Source organism: Actinomycetes bacterium (assembly GCA_035489715.1).
In the GTDB taxonomy this organism is placed as follows: Bacteria; Actinomycetota; Actinomycetes; order JACCUZ01; family JACCUZ01; genus DATHAP01.
This window is the reverse complement of the sequence record DATHAP010000004.1, coordinates 13,479-39,773: the sequence shown is the minus strand read 5'-3', so window position 1 is coordinate 39,773 and position 26,295 is coordinate 13,479. Positions and strand designations below refer to the sequence as shown.

The 26,295-nt window shown below is 73.0% G+C and carries 19 protein-coding genes and 1 pseudogene; 5 read left to right on the top strand and 15 right to left on the bottom strand.

The genetic code is table 11. The annotated features are described in order from the left end of the window. Nucleotides 1–12: 12 nt before the first annotated feature. The 3 genes from VK640_00380 to VK640_00370 are packed head-to-tail and all read right to left on the bottom strand — an operon-like array spanning nucleotide 13 to nucleotide 2,722. Complete coding sequence (locus VK640_00380) at nucleotides 13–921, bottom strand: ABC transporter ATP-binding protein (GenBank protein ID HTE71645.1); 909 nt, start codon at nucleotides 919–921, stop codon at nucleotides 13–15. After that, on the bottom strand, nucleotides 918–1,805 hold the full coding sequence (locus VK640_00375) for an ABC transporter permease (protein ID HTE71644.1): 888 nt from the start codon (nucleotides 1,803–1,805) through the stop codon (nucleotides 918–920). Before VK640_00375 ends, VK640_00380 begins: the two co-directional genes overlap by 4 nt. Further along, a complete protein-coding gene (locus tag VK640_00370) occupies nucleotides 1,802–2,722 on the bottom strand; it encodes an ABC transporter ATP-binding protein (protein ID HTE71643.1) in 921 nt (306 codons plus the stop codon). The genes VK640_00375 and VK640_00370 overlap by 4 nt, the downstream gene beginning before the upstream one ends. A gap of 56 nt (nucleotides 2,723–2,778) precedes the next feature. Between VK640_00370 and VK640_00365 the strand changes: the two genes are divergently transcribed. The 4 genes from VK640_00365 to VK640_00350 all read left to right on the top strand — a co-directional run bounded on the left by VK640_00365 (nucleotide 2,779) and on the right by VK640_00350 (nucleotide 6,044). Beyond that, nucleotides 2,779–3,228, top strand: coding sequence for an OsmC family protein (locus VK640_00365; GenBank protein ID HTE71642.1), 450 nt, complete (start codon nucleotides 2,779–2,781; stop codon nucleotides 3,226–3,228). A gap of 1 nt (nucleotide 3,229) precedes the next feature. Continuing rightward, complete coding sequence (locus tag VK640_00360) at nucleotides 3,230–4,735, top strand: LLM class flavin-dependent oxidoreductase (GenBank protein HTE71641.1); 1,506 nt, start codon at nucleotides 3,230–3,232, stop codon at nucleotides 4,733–4,735. A 167-nt stretch (nucleotides 4,736–4,902) separates the two neighbouring features. Further along, the gene (locus VK640_00355) at nucleotides 4,903–5,055 is read left to right on the top strand and encodes a hypothetical protein (protein ID HTE71640.1); all 153 of its coding nucleotides are present in this window, start codon (nucleotides 4,903–4,905) and stop codon (nucleotides 5,053–5,055) included. 134 nt (nucleotides 5,056–5,189) lie between these two features. Beyond that, entirely contained in the window at nucleotides 5,190–6,044 is an 855-nt protein-coding gene (locus VK640_00350) for a DNA-formamidopyrimidine glycosylase family protein (GenBank protein HTE71639.1), read from the top strand. A gap of 216 nt (nucleotides 6,045–6,260) precedes the next feature. On the opposite strand, the pseudogene VK640_00345 reads toward VK640_00350, so the two are convergent. From VK640_00345 to VK640_00300, 10 genes and pseudogenes are all read right to left on the bottom strand, one after another. Then, nucleotides 6,261–6,488 (bottom strand): annotated as a pseudogene (locus VK640_00345) (helix-turn-helix transcriptional regulator). A gap of 94 nt (nucleotides 6,489–6,582) precedes the next feature. Further along, nucleotides 6,583–7,104, bottom strand: a complete 522-nt coding sequence (locus VK640_00340; GenBank protein HTE71638.1) for a CinA family protein — start codon at nucleotides 7,102–7,104, stop codon at nucleotides 6,583–6,585. Continuing rightward, nucleotides 7,101–7,715, bottom strand: a complete 615-nt coding sequence (pgsA, locus tag VK640_00335; GenBank protein ID HTE71637.1) for a CDP-diacylglycerol--glycerol-3-phosphate 3-phosphatidyltransferase — start codon at nucleotides 7,713–7,715, stop codon at nucleotides 7,101–7,103. The genes VK640_00340 and pgsA overlap by 4 nt, the downstream gene beginning before the upstream one ends. Then, nucleotides 7,712–9,115: a 30S ribosomal protein S12 methylthiotransferase RimO gene (rimO, locus tag VK640_00330; GenBank protein ID HTE71636.1), complete on the bottom strand. Its 1,404-nt coding sequence runs from the start codon at nucleotides 9,113–9,115 to the stop codon at nucleotides 7,712–7,714. The genes pgsA and rimO overlap by 4 nt, the downstream gene beginning before the upstream one ends. A 61-nt stretch (nucleotides 9,116–9,176) precedes the next feature. Continuing rightward, entirely contained in the window at nucleotides 9,177–9,932 is a 756-nt protein-coding gene (locus VK640_00325; GenBank protein HTE71635.1) for a RodZ domain-containing protein, read from the bottom strand. 154 nt (nucleotides 9,933–10,086) lie between these two features. After that, nucleotides 10,087–12,636, bottom strand: a complete 2,550-nt coding sequence (locus tag VK640_00320; protein ID HTE71634.1) for a DNA translocase FtsK — start codon at nucleotides 12,634–12,636, stop codon at nucleotides 10,087–10,089. Nucleotides 12,637–12,784: 148 nt separating this feature from the next. Beyond that, nucleotides 12,785–13,420, bottom strand: a complete 636-nt coding sequence (locus VK640_00315; GenBank protein HTE71633.1) for a response regulator — start codon at nucleotides 13,418–13,420, stop codon at nucleotides 12,785–12,787. Further along, complete coding sequence (locus tag VK640_00310) at nucleotides 13,417–14,001, bottom strand: chemotaxis protein CheB (protein ID HTE71632.1); 585 nt, start codon at nucleotides 13,999–14,001, stop codon at nucleotides 13,417–13,419. The genes VK640_00315 and VK640_00310 overlap by 4 nt, the downstream gene beginning before the upstream one ends. Next, nucleotides 13,998–14,831, bottom strand: a complete 834-nt coding sequence (locus VK640_00305; GenBank protein HTE71631.1) for a protein-glutamate O-methyltransferase CheR — start codon at nucleotides 14,829–14,831, stop codon at nucleotides 13,998–14,000. The genes VK640_00310 and VK640_00305 overlap by 4 nt, the downstream gene beginning before the upstream one ends. Next, nucleotides 14,832–21,047: a HAMP domain-containing protein gene (locus VK640_00300; GenBank protein HTE71630.1), complete on the bottom strand. Its 6,216-nt coding sequence runs from the start codon at nucleotides 21,045–21,047 to the stop codon at nucleotides 14,832–14,834. It abuts the gene before it with no gap. 138 nt (nucleotides 21,048–21,185) lie between these two features. On the opposite strand from VK640_00300, the gene VK640_00295 reads away from it, so the two are divergent. After that, nucleotides 21,186–23,720: a SpoIIE family protein phosphatase gene (locus tag VK640_00295; GenBank protein ID HTE71629.1), complete on the top strand. Its 2,535-nt coding sequence runs from the start codon at nucleotides 21,186–21,188 to the stop codon at nucleotides 23,718–23,720. Here the strand turns inward: VK640_00295 and VK640_00290 are convergent. Together VK640_00290 and dapA are read right to left on the bottom strand one after the other, a co-directional pair. Then, complete coding sequence (locus VK640_00290) at nucleotides 23,695–25,380, bottom strand: ribonuclease J (GenBank protein ID HTE71628.1); 1,686 nt, start codon at nucleotides 25,378–25,380, stop codon at nucleotides 23,695–23,697. The two genes, VK640_00295 and VK640_00290, sit on opposite strands and share 26 nt — an antisense overlap. Beyond that, nucleotides 25,377–26,276: a 4-hydroxy-tetrahydrodipicolinate synthase gene (dapA, locus tag VK640_00285; GenBank protein HTE71627.1), complete on the bottom strand. Its 900-nt coding sequence runs from the start codon at nucleotides 26,274–26,276 to the stop codon at nucleotides 25,377–25,379. The genes VK640_00290 and dapA overlap by 4 nt, the downstream gene beginning before the upstream one ends. Between the last annotated feature and the right edge of the window lie 19 nt (nucleotides 26,277–26,295).

Here is a 26,295-nt window from a genome sequence, read left to right as displayed (position 1 = left end):
GGGTCATCCGGCTCACCGGGTCACCAGGTAGGCGAAGACGCTCTCGAGCGACTCGTCGGCGGGAGCCACCGAGTAGAGCCGGATGCCGCGGTCGCGAGCCAGCCGCGGGAGCACGTGCACGAACCGCCCGTGGTCGCTGGACTGCACCCGCAGGGTCTCCCCGAGCTCCACCGCCGAGGCGGCCCCCTCGGCGACCACGGCGGCGGCAAGTGAGCGGTCGTCGCTGGACGAGACCGTGAACTGGTGCGGCCGCTCGGTCATCAGCCGGCGGATGTCGCGGAAGTCCCCGGAGGCTGCGTGCCGACCAGCGACCACGACCTCGATCGTGCCGGCGATCTCCTCGACCTCCTCGAGGATGTGCGAGCTGAAGAGGACGGTGCGACCCTCGGTGCCGAGCCTGGTGAGCAGGTCCATCAGGTGCAGGCGCTGCCGTGGGTCCATGCCGTTGAACGGCTCGTCCAGCAGCAGCACGGCCGGGTCGTGGACCAGCGCCGACGCCATCTTGATGCGCTGTTTCATGCCCTTGGAGTAGGTGCCGATCTCCCGGTCGGCCGCGGCCGCCATGTCGACCAGCCCGATCGCGCGCCGCGCCGCGCCCCCCGGGTCGGCCAGCCCGTGCAGCTTGGCGTTGGCGAGCACGAAGACCGCCCCGGTGACAACGTCGTACGCCGCCTCGGTCTCCGGCACGATGCCGATGTGCCGGTAGGCGTCCTCGTGGCGCCAGACCGCGCGCCCATCCAGCTCGACCGTCCCGGCCGACGGCGCCAGGAAGCCGGCCATCATCGAGATCAGCGTCGACTTGCCGGCGCCGTTGGGCCCGAGCAGGCCGGTGATGCCCGGCCCGATCGTCATCGTGACGTCGTTGACCGCGACCACGTCGCCGTACCACCGCGACACCGTGCTGAGCGTGATGGAGCTCACGCGTCGGTCACCGCCCGGTATCGCCGCATCAGCAGCAGGTAGCAGGCCGCCACGAGGGCGACCGCGACGAGCGCGAAGACCGGCCCGCCCCACGTGCCCGGCGGGCCGGCGACGACAGCGGCCGACGAGTCGAGCAACCAGACCTGCACACCGTCGACGATGGAGACCGGTGAGATCAGCCCGGCCCAGCCGGCCAGGGTGTCCTGGCCCTGCTCCTCGGCGACGCCGGAGACGATGGCGGAGATGCCCCCGAGCAGCGTCAGCACGGTGACGATCGCCGCGACCCCGATGCCGCGCCGCGGTGTCCAGGCAGCGATGGCCAGCCCGACCGACGCGAGGACGACGGCGAACATCGCCGCCCCGGCGACGCCCTTGAGGAACCCGACCGTGTTGTCCCAGACGTCGAGCTCGCCGAGCAGCGCGCCGACGTACAGCACGACGAGCGGCGCGGTGAGGAAGCCGAACAGCGCCGCGGACATCGCGAGGAGCTTCGACCGGACGTACGTCGCGCGCGAGATCGGCCGGGCGAAGTAGAGGGCGACCAGCCGGAACCGCAGGTCCCGCGACACCGCCTGCGGGGACTGGGCTGCGACGAAGATGGTCAGGACTGCCCCGAGGCGCACCGCGTAGGAGGTGTACTCCAGCGGCAGCTCGTCGGCGCCGCCCAGCACGACGACCAGGGCGATGACGAACGCCGGGACGACCATCGCCGCGAGTAGCAGGAACGGCACGACCTTCGAGCGGGTGGCCCGCCCGAGGCCGAAGGCGCCACGCAGGCTGTGCACCGTCAGGGAGCGAGCGATGTAGGCGGCCCCCAGACGCGGCCCGGTGTAGTGGCGGTAGCCGATGTCGTGGATGGCGCCGGTCTCGCGCGGCACGGTCACGGGGCAGCACCCACCGGAGCGTCCCGGAACATGTCCAGCATGTGCTGGCGGCCGCGCTGCAGCCGCACCAGACCGATGCCGAGGTCGGCGACCGCGTCGCGGACCAGGTCATACGTGCCGTCGTCGGTCAGCACCAGGTGGAGCACCTCGCCCTGGCGACGCACCGCGACGCCCGCCGCGGCCAGCCGGGCCTCGACGTCGGCACCGCGCTCGGTGACCTCGACGACGACGTCCTGGGTCAGGGCGGTCATCGTCGACGTCGCGGCCGAACGCATCAGGCGGCCGCCGTCGATGACCACGACGTGGTCGCAGACGCGCTCCAGCTCACCCATGAGGTGCGAGGTGACGACGACGGAGATGCCGAACACGGTGCCGATCCGGCGGATCAGGCGCAGCATCTCGTCGCGACCGGCCGGGTCGAGCCCGTTGGTCGGCTCGTCGAGCAGCACCAGCTGCGGGTCGTGCACCAGGGCCTGAGCGAGCTTGACCCGCTGCTTCATGCCGGTCGAGTAGCCGCCGACCGGCCGGTAGCGCTCCTCGAACAGGCCGACGTGGCGCAGCGTGTCCGCAGCCCGCTCGCGGGCGGCGTTGGTGGGCAGCCCGGACATCCGCGCCAGGTGCACGACCAGCTCGGTGGCGGTGACGTCCGGAGGCAGGCAGTCGTGCTCGGGCATGTAACCGACCAGCTCACGGATCCGCTGCCCCTGGGTCGCCACGTCCAGGTCGAGCACCCGGGCGCTGCCCGACGTGGCCGGCAGGAGCCCGAGCAGGATCTTGATCAGCGTCGACTTGCCGGCCCCGTTGGCGCCGACCAGGCCGGTCACGCCCTCGGGCACCTCCACGTGGAGATCGGCCAAGGCGGTCACCCTGGCGCCGTACCGCTTCGTCAGCGACTCCGTGACGACGAGCGACGGCATCTGGGCAGCCTAGCGATCATTCCCCGGTGGCCATGGCGTCTGGCAGTCTCCGGCGTGTGCGCGAAGACACCGGCCCCCCGACGGCGAACCCCGGCTACCGCACGGTCACGGTCGACCGCGACCCGGCCGGAGTGCTGCACGCGCGCAACGTCCGCGATGGCAGCCTGACTGTCGGGCACGGCGACGACGGGCACTTCACGCCGACCGAGCTGCTGCTCGCGGCGATCGCGGCCTGCACCGCCGCCGACGTCGACGCCCTCACCAGCCGCCGGGCGGAGCCGAACGCCTTCGCCGTGCTGGTCGAGGCCCTCAAGGTGCGCGACGACGACGGCAACCGGCTGTCCGACGTCACGGTCACCTTCCGGGTCGCCTTCCCCGACGGATCCCGAGGCGACGCGGCGCGCGCGGTCCTCCCGGACGCCGTGCGCCGCTCGCACGACCGACTGTGCACCGTCGGCCGCACGGTCGAGCTGGCCACGCCCGTCGAGACACGCATCGAGGGTTGAGGTGCTCCGCCTCCCCGCGCCGTGCCTGGTCGTCCTGGTCGGGCCAGGGGCCTCGGGGAAGTCCACCTGGGCCGCCGCCCACTTCGCGCCCGAGGCGGTGGTGAGCAGCGACCGGCTGCGCGCCGTCGTCGGTGCCGGCGAGGACGACGTGACCGCGAGCGCGGACGCGCTGCGGCTGCTCGACGACATCGTGGCGCTGCGTGTCGGCCGCGGCCTCACCACGGTCGTCGACACGCTGGGCCTCGACGGGGGCCGGCGAGCAGCGTGGCGCAAGCTGGCCCGGGCGGCCGGGGTGCCGTGCGTGGCGGTCGCCTTCGACATCCCGGCCGCGGAGTGCCGCCAGCGCAACCGCTCACGGACCAAGCGGATCCCGGCCGACGTAATGGCCGGGCAGCTGCGCGCCTGGCCCGCGGTCCGGGAGGCGCTGGGGTCGGAGGGGTTCGCCGACGTCATCGCGCCGGAGCCGGTGCGGGTCGTGGCCGCGCCGTTCGCCGAGCCGTGGAGCCGGCCGGGCACCCGGCCGGCTCCGCCGGTGCGCGCCGCGGTCCCGCCGGCAGGACTGCGCTTCGGGCTGCACCTGTCGCAGTTCGCCGCCCCGGGCGGCGCGCCGGCGATGCGGGGCTGGCTACGCGAGGTCGCGACGTCCGCCGAGGCAGCCGGCTTCGACGCGGTCTACGTCATGGACCACTTCCGCCAGATCCCTCAGGTGGGTCGGCCGTTCGACGACATGCTCGAGAGCTTCACGACACTGGCCTACCTCGCGGCGTGCACCGAGCGCGTCCGGCTCGGTGCCCTGGTCGCCGCCGTGACCCACCGCAGCGTCCCGCTGCTGGCCAAGACGGTCGCCACGCTCGACGTGCTGAGCGGCGGACGGGCGGTGTGCGGGCTGGGCCTCGGCTGGTTCGCCGCCGAGCAGGCCGCCCTCGGCATCGCGCTGCCGCCGGTCGCCGATCGTTACGTGCTGCTCGAGGACGCGCTGCGCCTGCTGCCCGTGATGTGGGGCCCGGGCAGCAAGCCGTTCCACGGCCGGGTGCTCGACGTGCCCCAGGCGCTCTGCTACCCGAGGCCGCTGCAGGAGCACGTGCCGCTCCTCGTCGGCGGTGCCGGGGAGCGCCGCACGTTGCGGCTCGCGGCGGAGCTCGCCGATGCGGCCAACGTGTTCGGCGGCCTCGACACCGTACGTCGCAAGGCAGCCGTGCTGCGCGACCACTGCGCGAACGTCGGACGCGACCCGGACCAGGTTGCGCTCACCCACCTCACCACCGCGCTGGTCGGCGACGACGACAGCCACGTGGCGCGACTCGTCGAGACGCACCGGCCGCGCCGGCGCAGCGCGGAGAGCTACGCCGCGACCGTGCACGCGGGGACGGTGGACGACCACGTCGAGCGGTTCAGTGCTCTCGCGGATGCCGGCGTGGCAGAGGTGATGGTGCGGCTGGTCGACGTGGGCGACCCGCAGTCGGTGGCCCGGATGGGGCAGGTCATCGCCGCGCTGCGTCAGGCGTAGGAGCGATGCGGCCCCCGAGGGAGCTCCCGGTCGTTACTGTCACGCGACGGCCCTCCGACTGACTGGCTCAACATGCCTGGTCCGTGGTGTCTTCTACAGCCTCGGCGGCTACCTGTCGGTGCTGCAGGCGTCCAACAGCCCCACGCACATCGATGACGGCGGCAGGCATGCTCAGCTCGCCGCGCCGGCAGTGGTGGCGAGCCGACGCGCGACGCCTCGGCTGGCTGAGAGCGGCCGTGCTGTTCGTCGGAACGCTGTTCTTCTCGGTCAGCCTGGTCGCCGCCTTCGCCGAGGGCGTCGCCCGGGCAGTCCGACGGTGAGCTGGGACGTTCGCCGGTGCGCTGTGCTTCGTGGTCGGCGGTGTCGTCCAGGCGTTCGAGCGCCGGACGCATCAGCGACCGACAGGACTCCCCGGAGGCATGATCCCCGGCCGGTCGGAGACGATGGGCACACCATGCCCGAGGGAGACACCGTCTGGCTGGCCGGGCGGCGGCTGCACGACGCGCTGGCCGGTCAGCCGCTGACCCGCAGCGACTTCCGGGTCCCGCAGCTCGCGACGGTCGACCTGTCAGGGCGCACCGTGACCGAGGTGGTGAGCCGCGGCAAGCACCTGCTGACCCGCATCGGCGACGACCTCACCCTGCACACGCACTTCCGGATGGACGGCTCCTGGCACCTCTACCGGCCCGGCGACCGGTGGCGCGGCGGGCCCGAGTGGCAGGTGCGGGTGCTGCTGGAGAACGCCGGCTGGCAGGCCGTCGGCTACCGGCTGCCCGTCGTGGAGCTGTTCCCCCGAGACCGAGAGCGCGAGGCGGTCGGGCACCTCGGGCCGGACGTCCTCGGCCCGGACTGGGACGTCGCCGAGGCCGTGCGCCGGCTGGCCGGCGACCCGGACCGGGAGGTCGGCGAGGCGCTGCTCGACCAGCGCAACCTGGCCGGGATCGGCAACCTCTACAAGAGCGAGTCGCTCTTTCTGGACGGCATCACCCCGTGGACCCGGGTGGGTGCGGTGCCGGACCTGCCCCGGCTGGTCGACCGGGCGGCCCGGCTGCTCGAGGCCAACAAGCAGACCGTGTCGCAGGTGACGACCGGTGACCTCCGCCGGGGCCGTCAGCACTGGGTGTTCGAGCGGAGCGGCCGGCCGTGCCTGCGGTGCGGCACCCCGGTCGCGTCCGCGGAGCAGGGTCGAGCGCCGTACCAGCGGATCTCTTACTGGTGCCCCACCTGCCAGCGCGGCCCGGCGCCGGCGCCCGTCGCCGCCGTGCGGCCCGCCGACCGGCCTGCCGGGCGCAGCCGCCACCGGCCCTGAGCGGACCGAGAATGCCGAACGCCCGTCCAACCCCCCGTTGACGTGGGGAGGACGGGCGTGCGACTGAGAGTCCCTACCCGATGCTGAGGCAGGCGCAAACCCGCGCTAGGCGGCGACGTTGGTGACGTGCAGCGGGCCGTCGGCAGCCGGGGCCGGCAGCGGGACCGGCTCGGGCGCCGGCGCGGACCCGGCCGCGATGCCGTCGACCTGCTCGACGAGGGCGAGGTGGTCGCTCACGTCGCGCAGCACGGTCGACAGCGGCACGTCGAGGGCCTCGCAGATCGAGCCGAGCAGCTCGGAGGAGGCTTCCTTCTGGCCGCGCTCGACCTCGGAGAGGTAGCCCAGGGAGACCCGGGCGGATGCGCTCACCTCGCGCAGGGTGCGGCCCTGCTCCCGGCGGCGCTCCCGCAGGACGTCGCCGAGCAGTCGGCGGAGCAGCACCATGGGGCACCTCCCTCAGGACCGGCCTTCTCGATCAGGTCGCCACCGTACCCGCCGGAGCGGACATCGGGGGCTGCGACCCACTGTAACTCTGTAATCAGTCGTCTGCTTCCCCGGCTTCCCCGGCTTCCCCACTGACCGCCTCGGCGGCCAGCAGCAGCGCACGGCGCACCGTGGCCGCCCGCACCGCCGCCCGGTCGCCGACCAGTTGCAGCCGCTCGTGCCGGGTGCCGCCGGGGCCGGCGACGGCCAGGTGCACCTCGCCCGGCGGGTGGCCGGCCTGGGGGTCGGGTCCGGCGACTCCGGTGGTGGCCAGGCCGTACGTCGCCCCGAGCCGGGCCCGTGCCCCCGTGGCCATGGCGGCGGCGACGTCGGGATCGACCGGCCCCCGCTCGGCCAGCAGGCCGGCGTCGACGCCGAGCAGCGCCGCCTTGAGGTCGGTCGCATAGGCCACCACGCCGCCGCGGAACGTCGCCGAGACGCCCGGCACCGACGTCAGGGCCGCGCCCAGCGCTCCGCCGGTGAGGGACTCGGCCACCGCCAGGGTCTCGCCCCGGGCGAGCAGCAGCTCGTGCAGCCGTCGCGCCCCGTCGAGGCCGTGTGCGGTCGGCTCCGTCATGCCCTGCTGGCCCGCCGGGCCTCGTTGCGCGCCGTCGTGCGGGCACTGGTGCGGCGCAGCCGGAGGGCGCGCAGGACGTAGTCGACCCCGGTGACGACCGTGACGAGGACGGCGACCGCCATGACGAGCAGCGCCACGTCCTCGAGCCAGCCGGTGGTGGGCAGCACCAGCAGACCGATCGCCAGGCTCTGCAACATCGTCTTGACCTTGCCGCCCCGACTGGCCGGCATCACGCCGTGCCGGATGACGACGAGCCGCAGCGCCGTCACGCCGACCTCGCGGACCAGGATGACGGCGGTCACCCACCACGGCAGCTCGCCGAGGACAGACAGCCCGATCAGGCCGGCGCCGGTCAGCGCCTTGTCGGCGATCGGGTCGGCGATCTTGCCGAAGTCGGTGACCAGGTTGTGCCGCCGGGCCAGCTCACCGTCGATCCGGTCGGTCACCGACGCGACCGCGAACGCGACGAACGCGCCCACCCGCCAGGCCGCCGAGTCACCGCCGTCCTGGAACAGCGCGACCAGGAAGACCGGCACCAGCACCAGCCGCAGCACGGTGAGGGCGTTGGCGACGTTCCAGCTGCTCGCGGCGGCCGGCACCGGCGCCGTCACGCGAGCACCTCCGCCAGCAGGTCGGCGCCGTCGGACCCCACGACCTTGGCGCGCACCAGGTCGCCGACGCGCGGCATGCGGGGCAGGACCTCGAGACCGCGCACCGTGGTGGAGCCGTCGACCTCGGGTGCCTGGTGCGCGGCCCGGCCTTCGGCGACGCCGCCGACGGGGTCCAGTGACTCGACCAGGACGTCGAGCGCCTCGCCGGCCCTCTCCTCCGCCCGCTGCGCGACCAGCTCGTCGGCCAGTCGGCTGACCCGCTCGACCCGCTCGCGCACGACGTCGTCCTCGTGGTGCCCGTCCAGCCCGACAGCCTCGGTGCCGTCCTCGTCGCTGTAGCCGAACACGCCGACCGCGTCGAGCCGCGCCCCGGTGAGGAACGTCTCGAGCTCGGCAAGGTCGTCGTCGGTCTCGCCGGGGAAGCCGACGATCACGTTGGAGCGAATGCCCGCCTCCGGTGCCGCTGCGCGGATCCGCTCGACCAGGTGGAGGAAGCGCTCGGTGTCGCCGAAGCGGCGCATGCGTCGCAGGACGGCGGCGCTGGAGTGCTGGAACGACAGGTCGAAGTACGGCGCCACGCCCGGCGTCGACGCGATCACCTCGAGCAGCCCGGGCCGCATCTCGGCCGGCTGCAGGTAGCTGACCCGCACCCGAAGGACCCCGTCGACGGCGGCCAGCTCGGGGAGCAGTGCCTCGAGGAGACGCAGGTCGCCGAGGTCCTTGCCGTACGACGTCGAGTTCTCGCTCACGAGCACCAGCTCGCGGACCCCGTCCTGCGCCAGCCAGTGTGCCTCGGCCAGCACGTCGGACGGGCGGCGCGACACGAAGGAGCCGCGGAAGGTCGGGATGGCGCAGAAGCTGCACCGCCGGTCGCAGCCGGACGCGAGCTTGAGTGCGGCGACCGGGCCGCCGGTCGTGCGCACTCGTGGCACCGGCGGGGCGTCGACGGCCGCGCGGTCGACGGGGGTGACCGGCAGCAGCCGCCGCCGGTCCTGCGGCGCGTGGGGGACGTGGGGCTCGCCGGCCAGGACCGACTGCAGCCGCGCGGAGATCTCCGGGTAGTCGTCGAAGCCGAGCACGGCGTCCGCCTCGGGCAGCGACTCGGCCAGCTGGCGGCCGTACCGCTCGGCGAGGCACCCGACGGCCACCACCGCCTGGGTGCGGCCCCTCTCCTGGAGGTCCCCCTTGAGGTCGGCGAGGGAGAGCACCGTGTCGATGGAGTCCTTCTTGGCCGCCTCGACGAAGCCGCAGGTGTTGACCACCGCGACGTCCGCGTCGGTGGCGTCGGCGACCAGGTCCCAGCCGTCCGCCGCGAGGCGCCCGGCCAGCTCGTCGGAGTCGACGTCGTTGCGCCCGCACCCGAGGGTGACCAGCGCCACGCGCCGGCGGGCGTGGGACATGGGCAGAGCCTAGTTGCCCGGGACGGCCGGTCGGCCTCTCGTACGCTCGTGCTGCCCCTGCTCAGCCGGCCGCGGGGTCCTGCGGGGTGAAGTGCACCCGGGCGACCGCACCCGGCGGGCCGGGCGACCCGATGGACGTGCCGTTGACCGTGAGCGTGACGGCGCCGGCGTTGCCGATCACCAGGTTGACCCGCTGGCGGTCGGTGAAGGTGCGGCTCTCGTCCTCGAGCAGCCCCTGGAAGAGCTCCTCGCCGCTCGCGGTGGTGGCCTGCACCCAGCTGGTGTCCCGCGCCCGCACCACGACGGTGACCTTGGTGCGTGGCGCCTGCGCGACGGCGCTGCCGTCGCCGGTCGGCGTCGGGCTCGAGGAGGTCTTCGCGGGCGCTGAGGTGGTCGTCGCGCCGCCGCCGGGCCCCGAGAGGCCGTCGGTGGGCGTCGTCGAGTCCCTCGTCACGACCTGGACGACGCCGTACACCAGGACTACCGCGACGGCCAGGGCCATCGCCGCGGTCCAGTTGGGACCACGGCGCTCGGGTCTGGCCGCGGTCTCGGACTCGAACACGTCGGTCGCCCGCGGCGGAGCGGCCTCGGGGCGGGCGGCGTCGAACTCCGCGAGCAGGGGCGTCGGGTCGGTCCCGACCTTCTGGGCGATCGTCCGGATGTGCCCGCGGGCGTAGAAGTCGCCGCCGCTGGAGGCGAAGTCGTCGCGCTCGATGTCCATCACCAGGGTCCGCCGGATGCGGGTCGCTGCAGCGACCTGCTCGACGGTCAGGCCTGCCTTCTCCCGCGCCGAGGCGAGGGTCTGGCCGATCGACACGCGCTCTCCTCCCGGTCCGCGACCCGCCCCGGTTCCGCGGCAGGAGACCGGCTGACGAGCACAGGAAGAGCCCTCAGTCTAGGGGCCCTGATCACTGTCGACCAGCCACGCCCTCACCCTGAGTGATCATGCTGCGCCGTCCGGATGACCCCGCTCACTCGCCCCGGATGGTCAGCAGCACACCGTCCAGCTCGTCGGACTTCACGAGCACGTCGCGGGCCTTCGACCCCTCGCTCGGGCCGACGATCCCGCGGCTCTCCATCAGGTCCATCAGCCGTCCGGCCTTGGCGAAGCCCACCCGCAGCTTGCGCTGCAGCATCGACGTCGAGCCGAACTGCGTCGTCACGACCAGCTCGACCGCCTGGCAGAGCAGGCCGAGGTCGTCGCCGATGTCCTCGTCGACGTCCTTCTTGCTCGCGGCCGGCGCGGTGACGTCCTCGCGGTAGGTGGGCTGAAGCTGGTCCTTGCAGTGCTCGACGATCGAGACGACCTCGGGCTCGGTGACCCACGCGCCCTGCAGGCGCATCGCCTTGTTGGCACCCATCGGCAGGAACAGCGCGTCGCCCTGACCGACGAGCTTCTCGGCGCCGGGCTGGTCCAGGATGACCCGGCTGTCGGCCAGGCTCGACGTCGCGAAGGCAAGCCGCGACGGCACATTGGCCTTGATCAGGCCGGTGACGACGTCGACCGACGGACGCTGGGTGGCCAGCACCAGGTGGATACCGGCGGCGCGCGCCAGCTGGGTGATCCGGACGATCGAGTCCTCGACGTCGCGCGGTGCGACCATCATCAGGTCGGCGAGCTCGTCGACGATGACCAGCAGGTATGGGTAGGGCGCGATGACGCGCTCGCTGCCTGGTGGCGCGGTGACCTTGCCGGAGTGCACCGCCTTGTTGAAGTCGTCGACGTGCCGGTAGCCGAACGCCGCCAGGTCGTCGTAGCGCATGTCCATCTCGCGCACGACCCACTGCAGCGCCTCGGCCGCCTTCTTCGGGCTGGTGATGATCGGCGTGATGAGGTGCGGGATCCCTTCGTACGCCGTCAGCTCCACCCGCTTCGGGTCCACCAGCACCATCCGCACCTCGTCCGGCGTCGCGCGCAGCAGCACCGAGGTGATCAGCGTGTTGATGCAGCTCGACTTGCCGGAGCCGGTGGCGCCGGCGACGAGCAGGTGCGGCATCTTCGCCAGGTTGGCGACGACGAATCCGCCTTCGACGTCCTTGCCGAGCCCGACCACCATCGGGTGGTGGTCGGCCCGCGCGTTGCCCGAGCGCAGCACGTCGCCGAGGCTCACCGTCTCGCGGTCGGTGTTGGGGATCTCGATGCCGATCGCGGACTTGCCCGGGATCGGCGACAGGATCCGGACGTCGGCGCTGGCCACGGCGTACGCGATGTTCTTCGACAGCGCCGTGACCCGCTCGACCTTGGTGCCGTGGCCGAGCTCGACCTCGTACCGCGTGACCGTCGGGCCGCGGGTGAAGCCGGTCACCTGGGCGTCGATGCCGAACTGCTCGAGCACGCCGGTCAGCGACTCGACCACGGCGTCGTTGGCCTTGGTGCGCGCCTTGTGCGCCGAGCCCTCGCGCAGCAGGGACCCGTCCGGAAGCGAGTAGGTGACGTCGCCGGAGAGCAGCAGCTGCTCGACCCGCACCGGCAGCGGCGAGTGCGCGGGCGGCGGCTTCTCGGTCGGCGACTCGTCCTTGGCCGCGGCCGCCGCTCCCGGGAAGGCCGGCACGTCTCCCACGACGAGCGCGTTGTCGTAGGGCACGTCGGCCGAGCCGTCGTCGGTGTCAGCCATCGAGCCCTGGCGACGGCGGGGGCGGCGGCGCTTGAGCGGCTCCGGCGACTCGGCGGCAGAGCCGTCCGTCGTTGCCGGGTCCGCCTCGGCCCCGGGGGACGTGCGGTGCAGCAGCCGGGCCAGCGTCGCCTTGGTCCGCTCGGGGACGGCATGAACCGGCGTCGCGGTGACGACGAGCAGGCCGAAGCAGCCCAGCAGCACGAGCAGCGGCACCGCGACCCACTGGGTGACGGCGGCCTCCAGCGGTGAGGACACCAGGAAGCCGAGGACTCCCCCGGCCTCACGCATGTCCTCTGCGCCCTTGCTGGGGTCGGGCAGCCCGCGGGCGATGTGCACCAGCCCGACCACCGACAGCACGAGCGCGAACAGCCCGATGCCGATGCGCCCCGACGCCTCGGCGTCCTCGGGGTGCCGCAGCAGCCGGACCCCGAGGGCCAGCAGCACGAGGGGCACGACCAGCCCGACCCGGCCGAACGTGCCGGCCACGACCGCGTGGACGACCGCACCCACCGGGCCGCGCAGGCCCCACCACTCGACGGCGGCCACCACCGTGGCGAGGCCGAGCAGCGAGAGCCCGATGCCGTCCCGGCGGTGGGCCGGGTCCAGGTCACGAGCGCTGGTGCCTATCCGGCGGGCCAGGCCGCCGACCAGGTGCGCGATGCCCAGCCAGATCGCCCGGCAGGCCCGGCCGAGCCCGTGCAGGACCGCGGAGCCGGGCCGGCCCACGCGCCGGGTTGATGACCGGCTCACCCGCCGAGGAGCCGGCTTGCGCGCGGCAGGGCGGCCGGCGGAGCTGCGGCTCGACGACCGGGACCCGCCGGAGGACCGGCTCGTGCCCCCGCTGGAGCCGCGCGACCTACCGGTCGTGCCTCGCGACGTGCCTCGGGTCGGCGTACGGGTGGCCATGCCGCGAGGCTACCCGTCAGTCACGCCGGCACCAGCTGTCACAGCGGCAACACGCCGTCGAGTCGCCGGACTGTGCGAGGCCAGCAGCAGTCGGGTGGAGGCCGTACGGCGGCGGCGGATCGCCCGGGCCGTCCCGCCGGACGAGAAGTCAGAGGTCGCGGGGACGCAGCGCCTCGACGCCCTCGCGCAGACGGGCCACCCGCTGGGCCAGCTCGACCACCTGGTCGGGGACCGTGGGGTCGATGGTGACCTTGGCCTGCAGGGTGAGCAGCTCGACCTGGTCCTCGACCGCGTGCAGCCGGTCGGCGAGGTCGCGGCGCAGCGCGTCTCGCGACGGGTCGTCGAGCTGGCTGCGCAGCATCTCGGCCTGCTCGCGCAGCTGCCGGTTCTTCAGGTAGAGCTCGACGAAGACCGACACCTTGGCCCGCAGCACCCAGGGGTCGAACGGCTTGGCCAGGTAGTCGACGGCTCCGGCCGAGTAGCCGCGGAACGCGTGCTGGGGCTCCCGGTTGATCGCGGTCAGGAAGATGATCGGGATGTCACGGGTCCGTTCGCGGCGCTTGATGTGCGACGCCGTCTCGAAGCCGTCCATGCCCGGCATCTGCACGTCGAGCAGGATCACCGCGTAGTCGTCGCCCAGCAGTGCCTTGAGCGCCTCCTCCCCGGAGGTGGCGCGCACCAGGGTCTGGTCGAGCGATGACAGGATCGCCTCGAGCGCGAGGAGGTTCTCCGGCCGGTCGTCGACCAGGAGGATGTTGGCCCGCGCGGCGCCGGCAGCGGTCACGACGTCGGCCCGACGAGGGCTGCGACGCGCGGCCCCAGCTCGGAGACCGGCGCCACCTCGTCGACCGCCCCGGTCGCTATCGCGGCGTCCGGCATGTCGGCGCGCCCCGCGTCGGCGGGGTCCTGGACCAGGGTGCGTCCGCCCGCCCGGTGCACCGCGGCGATGCCGCGAGCGCCGTCCCGGCCGAGACCGGACAGGAGGACGGCCACGAGCGCCGCCCCGTGCTCGTCGGCCGCGGACTCGAAGGCCAGGTCCACCGACGGGCGGCTGTGATTGACGTGCTCCTCCACCGACAGTGACACGGAGCCTCCTTCGACGAGCACATGGTAGTCGGGCGGCGCGAGGTGCACGGTGCCCGCGCCCAGCTCGTCCTTGTCGCCGACCTCGCGCACCGGGTGACCGGTGTCGCGCTCCAGCACCCGCTCGAGCACCGCGGCCTCCGAGCTGCGGGAGCGGTGCAGGACGAGCAGCACCGGCACCGGCAGAGGCACGGGCAGCGCGCGCAGCAACGCGGTGGCGGCGGCCGCCCCGCCCCACGAGCCGCCCACCACCACCAGGCGGACCGGGGCGGAGGTCGTCACGGGCGCTTCCGGTAGATGCGCTCGAGGTCATCGACGACGTCGAAGCGCTCCGCCGCCCCGCTGTGCGCGAGCGTCTCCTTCCGGCCCAGCGCCAGCACGCCGAAGGGCACCAGGCTGTCGAGGAACAGCCGGTGCACGTGCTCCTGCAGGGTCCGGTCGAAGTAGATGAGCACGTTGCGGCAGACGACGACGTGGAACTCGTTGAAGGAGCGGTCGGACACCAGGTTGTGGGCGGCGAAGACGATGTTGTCCGAGAGCGAGCGGTCGAGCTGGGCCCGCCCGTACGCCGCCCGGTAGTAGTCCGAGAACGACCGCGACCCGCCGGCTGCGAGGTAGTTCTCGGTGAACTCCTGCATCTTCGCGACCGGGTAGATGCCCTCCGCGGCGGAGACGAGGACCGCCTCGTTGATGTCGGTCGCGTAGATGCGGGACCGGTCGTAGAGCCCGACCTCGCGCAGCAGGATCGCCAGCGAGTACGTCTCCTCGCCGGTCGAGCAGCCGGCGTTCCAGATCCGCAGGAAGGGATAGGTCCGCAGCGAGGGCACCACGTGCTGCCGGAACGAGGCGAAGAACCCCGGGTCGCGGAACATCGACGTGACGTTGATGGACAGGTCGAGCAGCAGCCGCTCCATGGCCGACCGGTCGTGCAGCACCCGCTCCTGCAGTCCGCTGATGGTCTGCAGCCCCTCCGCGTGCACCCGGCGCCACAGGCGCCGGCGCAGCGACGCCTTGGCGTACTGCCGGAAGTCGAAGCCGTAGTGCTGGTACACGCCCTCGAGGAGCAGGGCGATCTCCACGGCCTCCCGCTCCGACTCGGCTCGCCCGGGCATCTAGCGGTAGAGCCAGACCCGCATGAGCGACAGCAGCTGGTCGACGTCGACCGGCTTCGTCACGTAGTCGGAGGCACCGGCCGCGATGCTCTTCTCCCGGTCGCCCTTCATCGCCTTCGCGGTCAGGGCGATGATCGGGAGCCGGGCGAACCGGGTGGTGGCCCGGATCGCCTCCGTCGTGGCGTAGCCGTCCATCTCCGGCATCATGATGTCCATCAGGACCAGGTCGACGTCCGGGTTCTGCTTGAGCGTGTCGATGCCCTCGCGGCCGTTCTCGGCATAGACCACGACCATGCCGTGGCGCTCGAGGGCACTGGTGAGCGCGAAGACGTTGCGCACGTCGTCGTCCACGATGAGCACCTTCTTGCCGTCGAACACCGCGTCGTCGTCGCGCAGGTGCTCGATCATCCGTCGGCGCGAGGGGGGCATCTGCGCCTCGACGCGGTGCAGGAACAGCGCGGTCTCGTCGAGCAGTCGCTCCGGGGAGCGTGCGTCCTTGACGATGATGGTCTCGGCGTAGCGCCGCAGCCGGGTCTCCTCGCGCCGGGTCAGGTCCTGACCGGTGTAGACGATGACCGGCAGGGTGCGCAGGTCGGCCCGCCTCTTGAGCCGCTCGAGGAGCGTGAAGCCGCTCGTGCCGCCGAGCTTGAGGTCGAGGACCATCGCGTCGAAGCGGCCCTCGTCGAGGGCGGCGACCGCCGCCTCGGCGCTCTCCGCGCCGACGACCTCGACCTCGTCGCCGGTGCCGATCAGCTCGATGATCGCGTCGCGCTCGGTCGCGTCGTCCTCCACCACGAGCAGCCGGCGCACCCGGCGGTCGAGGAAGGAGGCCATCTCGGCCAGTCCTTCGGCCAGCGTCTCAGCGGTCACCGGGGTCTCGAGCACCGCGAGCGCGCCGGCCTGCATGGCGCGGCGGCGCCGCTCGGCGGCGGCCGCTCCGTCGGCGTCGTCGCCGGCCTCGCCGTCGGGGGCGGGCTCCACGACGTGCACCGGGATGTGCCGGGTCTCCGGCGACTGCTTGGCCGCCTCCAGCAGCGGCATGCCGGCCGCCGTCACCTGGTCGAGCCCGAGGACCATCGCGTCCGGCGCCAGCTCGCGCAGGGCCGTCAGCGCACGGTCGGCGTCCTGGGTCGCCACGGCCTTGAAGCCGCGCCGACGGGCCTCGGCCACGGCCAGCTCCGCCGTGTCGGCGTCGGCCAGCGCCACCAGCAGCAGCCGGTCGTCGGGCTGCAGGTCGTGCCGGTCGTCCTCGACGCCCGCGTCACCGAGCAGGGCCGGAGCCACCGGTGGCCCGGCGACGACGAGGTCGTCGGTCGGCGTGCTCGGCGACGGGAAGGCGACCTCGACGGTGGACCCGGTCGTGCCGGTCGCGCTGACCGGTCCGGCCAGCAGCGGCTCGTGCGCGACCGCTGCCTCAACTGCGCCGGCGTTGGTCGGGTCGGCGAGCCCGGCCGCGAACGCGTTGACCGGCAGGAACAGCGTGAACGTGCTGCCCTTCCCGGCCTTGCTGCCGGCGTGGATCTCGCCGCCGAGCAGGCGGGCGATCTCGCGGCTGATGGACAGGCCCAGGCCGGTGCCGCCGTAGCGGCGACTGGTGGTCCCGTCAGCCTGCTGGAACGCCTCGAAGATGATCCGGAGCTTGTCCTCAGGGATGCCGATTCCGGTGTCGACCACGGAGAACGCGATGACGTCGTCGCGACCCTGCAGCCGGGGGTCGACGAAGCGCTGCCCGGTCGCGGGCTCGACGACCAGCCGCACCTCGCCTTCCTCGGTGAACTTCACCGCGTTGGAGACCAGGTTGCGCAGGACCTGCTGCAGCCGGTGCTCGTCGGTGTGCACGGCGGGCGGGAGGCCCGGCGCGATGGACACCGAGAAGCCCAGCGACTTCTCCGACGTGAGCGGCCGGAAGGTCTCGTCGACGTAGCCGACCACCTGCTCCAGAGCGACGTCGCCCGGGTGGACGTCCATCCGGCCGGCCTCGACCTTCGACAGGTCGAGGATGTCGTTGATCAGCTGCAGCAGGTCGGCACCGGCGTTGTGGATGGTGCGGGCGAAGTCGACCTGCTTGCCGGTGAGGTTGCCGTCGGGGTTGTCTGAGAGCAGCCGGGCCAGGATCAGCAGGCTGTTCAGCGGCGTGCGCAGCTCATGGGACATGTTCGCGAGGAACTCCGACTTGTAGCGGCTCGACAGCGCCAGCTGCTCGGCCCGCTCCTCGAGCGCCCGCCGGGCCTCCTCGATCTCGCTGTTCTTGATCTCGATCGCCGAGTTCTGCTCGGCGAGCAGCGCCGCCTTCTCCTCCAGCTCGGCGTTGGACTGCTGCAGCTCCTCCTGCTGGGTCTGCAGCAGCTCCTCGCTCGCCTTCAGGGACGCCGCCTGCTGCTCCAGCTCGGCGTTGGACATGCGCAGCTCCTCCTGCTGCGCCTGGAGCTCGGCCTGCTTCTCCTGCAGCTCGGTCGCGAGCCGCTGTGACTCGAGCAGCAGCTCCTCGGTGCGCGAGCTGGCGAGGATCGCGTTCAGCGAGACGCCGATCAGCTCCATCAGCTGGTCGAAGAACGCCAGGTGCACGGCGGTGAACGGCGTCAGCGCCCCGAGCTCGATGACGCCGAGCACCTGCCCCTCGAAGAGCACCGGCAGCACGATGACGTTGACCGGGCTGGCCTCGCCGAGCCCCGACGAGACCTTGATGTAGTCCGAAGGTGCCTGCGAGATCAGGATCGGCTTGCGCTCGAGGGCGGCCTGGCCGACCAGCGCCTCCCCGATCTTGAAGTGGTTGGACACCGTCTTGCGGGCCTTGTAGCCGTACGTCGCCACGAGCCGCAGCTGCGCGTCGTCGCCCTCCCCCTCGGACAGGAAGAAGGCGCCGTGCTGCGCGGTGACCGACGGGGTCAGCTCGCGCATGACGACGTCGGTGACGTCCATCAGGTCCCGTCGGCCCTGCACCAGGCCGGTGATGCGAGCCAGGTTGGTCTTGAGCCAGTCCTGCTCCTCGTTGGCCTGCGTGGTCTCCCGCAGGTTGGCGATCATCTGGTTGATGTTGTCCTTGAGCTCGGCCACCTCTCCGGAGGCCTCGACCGCGACCTGCCGGGTGAGGTCGCCGCGGGTCACCGCGGTGGAGACCTCCGCGATCGCGCGCAGCTGGGTGGTCAGGGTGCTCGCCAGCTGGTTGACGTTCTCGGTCAGCTTCTTCCAGGTCCCGGAGACGCCCTCGACCTCGGCCTGACCGCCGAGCTTGCCCTCGGTGCCCACCTCGCGGGCCACCCGGGTCACCTCGTCGGCGAAGGCCGACAGCTGGTCGACCATCGTGTTGATCGTCGTCTTGAGCTCGAGGATCTCGCCGCGGGCGTCGACGTCGATCTTCTTGGACAGGTCGCCGTTGGCGACGGCGGTGGTGACGAGGGCGATCGACCGGACCTGGCTGGTCAGGTTGTCGGCCATGCCGTTGACGTTGTCGGTGAGGTCCTTCCAGGTGCCGGCAACGTTGGGCACCTGGGCCCGGCCGCCGAGGCGGCCGTCGGTGCCGACCTCGCGGGCGACCCGGGTGACCTCGTCGGCGAAGGCCGACAGGGTGTCGACCATCGTGTTGATGGTCTGGGCGAGCGCGGCGACCTCACCCTTGGCCTCGACGCTGATCTTCTGGCTCAGGTCGCCGCGCGCGACGGCGGTGGACACGGTGGCGATCGAGCGGACCTGGCCGGTCAGGTTGCTCGCCATGCCGTTGACGTTGTCGGTGAGGTCCTTCCAGGTGCCTGCGACGCCGCGGACCAGGGCCTGGCCGCCGAGGACGCCCTCGGTGCCGACCTCGCGGGCGACCCGGGTCACCTCGTCGGCGAAGCCGGAGAGCTGGTCGACCATCGTGTTGATCGTGTTCTTCAGCTCGAGGATCTCGCCGCGCGCGTCGACGGTGATCTTCTGCGTCAGGTCGCCCCGGGCCACCGCCGTCGTCACCTGTGCGATGTTGCGCACCTGGCTGGTCAGGTTGTCCGCCATGAAGTTGACGTTGTCGGTGAGGTCCTTCCAGGTGCCGGCGACGCCCTGGACGTCGGCCTGACCACCCAGCCGACCCTCCGTGCCGACCTCGCGGGCGACCCGGGTGACCTCGTCGGCGAAGGCCCGCAGGGTGTCGACCATCGTGTTGATGGTGTCGGCCAGCGCGGCCACCTCGCCCTTGGCCTCGACGCTGATCTTCTGGCTCAGGTCGCCGCGCGCGACGGCGGTGGACACGGCGGCGATCGAGCGGACCTGGCCGGTCAGGTTGCCCGCCATGCCGTTGACGTTGTCGGTGAGGTCCTTCCAGGTGCCGGAGACGCCGGGCACCTCCGCCTGACCACCGAGGACGCCCTCGGTGCCGACCTCGCGCGCCACCCGGGTCACCTCGTCCGCGAAGGACGAGAGCTGGTCGACCATCGTGTTGATCGTGTTCTTCAGCTCGAGGATCTCGCCGCGCGCGTCGACGGTGATCTTCTGCGTCAGGTCGCCCCGGGCCACCGCCGTCGTCACCTGCGCGATGTTGCGCACCTGGCTGGTCAGCGAGCCGGCCATGAAGTTGACGTTGTCGGTCAGGTCGCGCCAGGTGCCGCTGACGCCGGGCACCTCCGCCTGGCCGCCCAGCCGACCCTCGCCACCTGCCTCGCGGGCCACCCGCGTCACCTCGGAGGCGAAGGACGACAGCTGGTCGACCATCGTGTTGATCGTGCTCTTCAGCTCGAACAGCTCGCCCTTGACGTCGACCGTGATCTTCTGGCTCAGGTCGCCGCGGGCGACCGCGGTGGTGACCTGGGCGATGTTGCGCACCTGGCTGGTCAGCGAGCCGGCCATGAAGTTCACCGAGTCGGTGAGGTCCTTCCAGGTGCCCGAGACGCCTGCCACCTGCGCCTGCCCGCCGAGCTTGCCCTCGCTGCCGACCTCACGGGCGACCCGGGTCACCTCGGAGGCGAAGGACGACAGCTGGTCGACCATCGTGTTGATCGTGCTCTTGAGCTCGAACAGCTCGCCCTTGACGTCGACCGTGATCTTGCGGGAGAGGTCGCCGTTGGCGACGGCCGTGGTGACCTGGGCGATGTCGCGGACCTGGCCGGTGAGGTTGCTCGCCATCGAGTTGACCGAGTCGGTGAGGTCCTTCCAGGTGCCGGAGACGCCGGCTACCTGCGCCTGCCCGCCGAGCTTGCCCTCGGTGCCGACCTCGCGCGCGACCCGGGTGACCTCGTCGGCGAAGGACCCGAGCGTGTCGGTCATCGTGTTGATGGTCTCGGTCAGCTCGGCGACCTCGCCGCGGGCCGTGACGGTGATCTTCTGGGTGAGGTCGCCGCGGGCGACCGCCCGCGCCACGGTCGAGATGCCACGGACCTGGTCGGTGAGGTTGCTCGCCATGACGTTGACCGAGTCGGTGAGGTCGCGCCAGGTGCCGCTCACCCCCTTGACGTCGGCCTGGCCGCCGAGGCTGCCGTCGGTGCCGACCTCGCGCGCCACCCGGGTCACCTCGTCGGCGAAGGACGACAGCTGGTCGACCATCCGGTTGACGGTCTGCTTGAGCTCCAGCACCTCGCCCTGTACGTCGACCGTCACCTTGCGCGACAGGTCGCCGTTGGCGACCGCGGTCGTGACGAGGCCGATGTCGCGCACCTGCGCGGTGAGCCGGCTGGCCATCGAGTTCACCGAGTCGGTGAGGTCCTTCCAGCTGCCGGAGACCCCGCGGACCTTGGCCTGGCCGCCGAGCTTGCCCTCGGTGCCGACCTCGCGGGCGACCCGGGTGACCTCGACGTTGAACAGCGAGAGCTGGTCGACCATCCCGTTCACGGTGCGCCCGATGCGCAGGAACTCGCCGCGCAGCGGCGCGTCGCTGGTGCGCAGCTCGATCTTCTGCGACAGGTCGCCCTCGGCGACGGCCTCGATGACACGGGCCACCTCGGTGACCGGCCGCACCAGGTCGTCGACCAGCGCGTTGGCGTCCTCGATGCAGCCGGCCCACGCGCCCTGCGCCCCGGCCGGATCGATGCGCTCGTGCAGCTTGCCCTCGCGGCCGACCGCCCGCCGCACCCGCCGCAGCTCGGCGGCCAGGTGGCTGTTGCGGTCGGCGACCTCGTTGAACGCCCGCGCCAGGTCGAGGCCGATGCCGTCGCCCGTCTCCGGCAGCCGGCGCCGGAACGTGCCGGTGCCCAGGTCTTCGAGCGCGGTGAGCAGGCGGCGCGCCGCCGCCTGGTCCAGGGTCCCTGCAGCCATCGGCCCTCCCGGAGCACCGGACGGGGGCCTGGCGGCCCCCGAAGCGGCGCAAGTCTGTCACCATGTGTGCGCTCCCGTCCCTCACCCGAGCGGGGAAACGTGACCACTCCTCCCGTCGGGGCGAGCGCACGGAACGCCGTGACGCTGCCCCCCGCGGAACCGTCCGTCGCGGCGGCGCGCGGGATGGTCGCGGCGGCCCTCGCGGGCTGGGCGGCGGAGGAGCTGACCGATGACGCGACCCTGCTCGTCAGCGAGCTCGCGACCAACGCGGTGCTGCACGCCGGGACCGACTTCGAGGTGGCGGCCCAGCTGCTCGGCGACGCCGTGGAGGTCTCGGTCACCGACCACCACCCGACACGGACGCTTCCACAACCGGCGGTGACGGTGGACGAGGAGCTGGAGGGCGGCCGTGGGCTCTTCCTGACCTCCTCGCTCGCGCAGATGTGGGGCGTGGACTACACCTCGACCAGCAAGCGGGTCTGGTTCCGGCTGGCGCTGCCCGTCGGCGCCGTGCCCGCGCCCCGCACGAGGGCGCCGACCGTCGAGGACGCGGACCTGGTGGCCGGCGTCGGGACGGTGCGTCTCGACCCGCACGGCGTCGTGTCCTGGGCCGACGACGCCGCCGCCGGCCTGCTCGGGCGGCCGTCCGGCGACGAGCTGGTAGGGCGGCGGTGGCTGTCGCTGTGCGAGCCCGACGAGGTGGCGACCGTCGTCGCCGCGTCGGCGTCCCCGCGGTGGCAGGGGTCCTACCCGGTGCTGCTTCCCGACGGCGGCACCCGGCGGGTCCAGGTCCGTCACGTGCGCACCACCACCGGCCCCGACGGGCTCCCGGGCACCGTCGTCGTGCTGGTCGACCACCGCCTGCGGGCGCTGCTGGCCGACGTCCCCGGCGGCTCGCGGCCCACCGGGCCGGCGTCGTCCGCGCTGCCCGCTGGCCCCTTCGCCCTGTCGCCCGAGTCACTGGTCCGGCTGGAGCTCGGCGCCCTGCTGCAGCGTACGGCGGGGTGGGCCCGCGACGCTCTCGGCGGCGACGGCGCCTACGCGCTGCTGGTGTCCGGTGACGACGACGCGCTCGAGGCCCGGGCGCTCGTCGGCCTGCCGCCGCCGGGCCCGTTGGTGCCCGACGGCGCGGCGCACGGCGTCGCGGCCCGGGTCGCCCGCGACCTGATGCCGGTGGTGCACGACGACCTCGGCGACACCTATGACGCCGACCCGGACTTCCGGTCCGGCACCGAAGGCTGGCTGCGCGCGGCCGGCGTGCGCTCGCTGGTCGCGGTACCGGTGCTCGCGGAAGGCCGTTCGATCGGGTCGATCGGCGTGACGTCGCACCAGCCCTCGGCGTTCGGCAGCGAGGCGGGCGCCACCCTGCAGCGGGCGGTCGACGCCGTGGCCCTGGCGGTTCAGAGCGCCCGGGTCACCGAGATCGAGCGACGGCGGCACGGCTGGCTGGGCTTCCTCGCGGAGGCCGGTGACCTGCTGGCCGGCACGCTCGACCCCGAGATGGCGCTGGCCCTCGTCGCCCAGCTGGTGACGCCCCGGCTCGGGCCCTGGTCGGCGGTGCACCTCGTCGACGAGTCGGGTCGGAGCACGCTCGCGACCGTCTGGCACGAGGACGAGGAGCGGCTGGCCGACCTGAGGGCATACCTCGACGCCGTGCTGCCACCCGAGCCCCCGGTCCGCGGCTCGGCGCGCTGGCTCCCGCGGCCGGTCGCCGGGCTGACGGCCGGGGCCGCCGCGATCGCCGCCGCCGGCGGGCAGGTCGCGCCGCTGGTGGCGCGCGGGCGCACGCTCGGCACGCTCGCCGTCGGCCAGCCCGAGTCCACCCGCGAGATGCACCTCCTCGGCGACCTGGCACCGCGGGCGGCGCTCGCGCTGGACAACGCGCTGCTCTATGCCGAGCGGACCGCGGCCAGCCGGGCCCTGCAGGGCAGCCTGCTGCCACCCGAGCTGCCGGTGCTGCCCGGCGTCGACGTGGGAGTCGTCTACGAGGCCTCGGGCCGGGGAAACGAGGTCGGCGGCGACTTCTACGACGTGTTCGCCCTGGACCCCGCCGGCACCGTGGCCGGCGGCCGGTTCGCCTTCGCCATCGGAGACGTCTGCGGCAAGGGGCCGGAGGCCGCGGCGGTCACCGGGCTGGCCCGGACCGCGCTGCGGCTGCTCGGCCGCCGCGGCGACGACATCCCCCAGGTGCTGGCCGAGCTCAACGACGCCGTCCTCGCCGAGGGCAGCCGGGCCCGCTTCGTGACGCTCGTCTACGGGGAGGCGACACCTCGGCCGGACGGCAGCCTCGACGTGCGGTTCGCGTCGGCCGGCCACCCGGCGCCGGTCGTGCTGCGGGTGGACGGCACGACGACCGCGGTGGGGCGGGCCGGCGACCTGCTCGGCGTCTTCGCGAAGGCCGAGACGGTGGTCGACACCCTCCGGCTCGGGCCGGGCGACACGCTGGTCTGCTTCACCGACGGGGTCACCGAGCGCCGCGACAGCTCCACGACCGGCCGGATGCTGGGCGAGGACGGGGTCCTGGCGGTGCTGGCCGGGGCTTCGGACCTCGATGCCACCGGGGTGGCCCGGCGGCTGGGCCGGGCGGTCGCGGACTTCGCGGCGACCGCAGCACGCGACGACGTGGCGGTGCTGGCCCTGCGCGCGGTCAGACCTCGACCACGAGCGGGATGATCATTGGCCGGCGCCGGTAGGTGTCGCTCACCCAGCGGCCGACCGTCCGGCGCACCAGCTGCTCGAGCTGGCGGGTGTCACCGATGCCCTCGGCGCCAGCGCGCTCCAAAGCGTCCTCGATCCTGGCCCGTACGTCGTCGAAGACGGAGTCGTCCTCGGCGAACCCCCTGGCGTGGATCTCGGGACCGCCGGAGACCTTGCCGGTGACGGAGTCGACGACGACCACGACCGAGATGAAGCCCTCGTCGCGCAGGATCCGGCGGTCCTTGAGCGAGGCGTCGGTGACGTCGCCGACGCTCGACCCGTCGACGTAGACGTAGCCGCAGGGCACGGTGCCGACGATGCTCGCCCGGCCGTCGACCAGGTCGACGACGACCCCGTCCTCGGCCAGGACCGTGCGGTCACGCGGCACGCCGGTGAGGACGGCGAGATCGGCGTTGGCGCGCAGGTGCCGCCACTCGCCGTGGACCGGCATCACGTTGCTCGGGCGGACGAGGTTGTAGACGTAGAGCAGCTCGCCGGCGGACGCGTGCCCGGACACGTGGACCAGGGCGTTCGCCTTGTGCACGACCTTGGCGCCCCACCGGGACAGCCCGTTGATGACCCGGTAGACCGGGTTCTCGTTGCCCGGGATGAGCGAGGACGCGAGGATCACGGTGTCGCCCTCGCCGATGCGGATCGGGTGATCGCGGTTGGCGATGCGCGACAGGGCCGACATCGGCTCCCCCTGCGACCCGGTGCACACCAGGACGATCTGGTCGTCGGGCAGGTCGTCGAGCGCCTTGACGTCGACGACCAGGCCGCCGGGCACCTCCAGGTAGCCCAGGTCGCGGGCCACGCCCATGTTGCGGACCATCGACCGTCCGACGAACGCGACCTTTCGGCGGTGCTTCACGGCCGCGTCGAGCACCTGCTGGACCCGGTGCACGTGGCTGGCGAACGACGCGACGATGACCCGCTTGCGCGCCTCGGCGAACACCCGGTCGAGGACCGGGGTGATGTCGCGCTCCGGCGTGGTGAAGCCGGGGACTTCAGCGTTGGTGGAGTCCGACAGCAGCAGGTCGACACCCTCGTCACCGAGCCTGGCGAAGGCCCGCAGGTCGGTGATCCGGCCGTCCAGCGGGAGCTGGTCCATCTTGAAGTCGCCGGTGTGCAGGACCAGACCGGCCGGGCTGCGGATCGCGACCGCCAGAGCGTCCGGGATCGAGTGGTTGACCGCGACGAACTCGCAGTCGAAGGGCCCGATCCGCTCCCGCTGCCCCTCGCGGACCTCCAGCGTGTAGGGCTTGATCCGGTGCTCCTGCAGCTTGGCCTCGACCATGGCGAGGGTCAGCCGGGAGCCGACCACCGGGATGTCGGCGCGCTCCCGCAGCAGGTAGGGCACGCCGCCGATGTGGTCCTCGTGGGCGTGGGTGAGCACGATGCCCTCGACCCGGTCGAGCCGGTCCCGGATGTAGTCGAAGTCGGGCAGGATCAGGTCCACCCCGGGCTGGTAGTCCTCGGGGAAGAGCACCCCGCAGTCGACGACGAGCAGCCGGCCGTCGTACTCGAAGACGGTCATGTTGCGGCCGACCTCGCCGAGGCCGCCGAGGGCGACGACGCGCAGCCCGCCCTCGGGGAGCTCCGGCGGGGGACCGAGCTCGGGGTGCGGGTGGCTCACGAAGCGGACCGGACGGCCGCCAGGGCCGTCGCGAGCCGGGTCACGTCGTCGTCGCCGGCGGGCAGCAGGGGCGGTCGTACGGTGCGCTCGGGGATCAGGCCGGCCGACTGCAGCGCGGCCTTGGCCCGGATCGCCCCCTGCGAGGACTTGTCCATGATCGCCCGGACCGCGGGGATCAGCCGGCGGTGGATCTCCAGCGCGCCGGCCAGGTCACCGCGGTCGACGGCGGCTACCATCGCGGTGTAGTCGTCGCCGTACAGGTGGCCGACGACGCTGATGACGCCGGTGCCGCCGTAGGTCAGCCAGGCCAGGTTCATCGGGTCGTCGCCGGAGTAGTAGGCGAGGCCCGTCTCCGCCATCACCCGCGAGCCCTCGAAGAGGTCGCCCTTGGCGTCCTTCACCGCCAGGATCCGCTCGTGGCCGGCGAGGGCGACCAGCGAGTCGTACTCGATCGGGGTGCCGGTGCGGCCCGGAATGTCGTAGAGGATCACCGGGATGCCGACCGCGTCGGCGGTCGCCCGGAAGTGCGCGACCAGGGCAGCCTGCGGAGGCTTGTTGTAGTACGGCGTCACGACCAGGCAGCCGTGGGCACCGGCCTTCTCCGCCGCGCGCGAGAGCTCGACCGTGTGGTGCGTGTCGTTGGTGCCGGTGCCGGCGACGACCCGGGCCCGGCCGCCCACCGCCTCGAGGACGGCACGGAGCAGCCGGTCCTTCTCGTCGTCGCTGGTCGTGGGCGACTCCCCCGTCGTCCCGCTGACCACCAGCCCGTCGTGCCCGTGGTCGACCAGGTGGGCGGCCAGCGCCTGGGCGGCGTCGAGGTCCAGCGACCCGTCGGACCGGAAGGGGGTGACCATCGCCGTCAGGACCCGCCCGAAGGCGTCCGCCGCGCTCGTCATGGGCGCCACGCTACCCCGA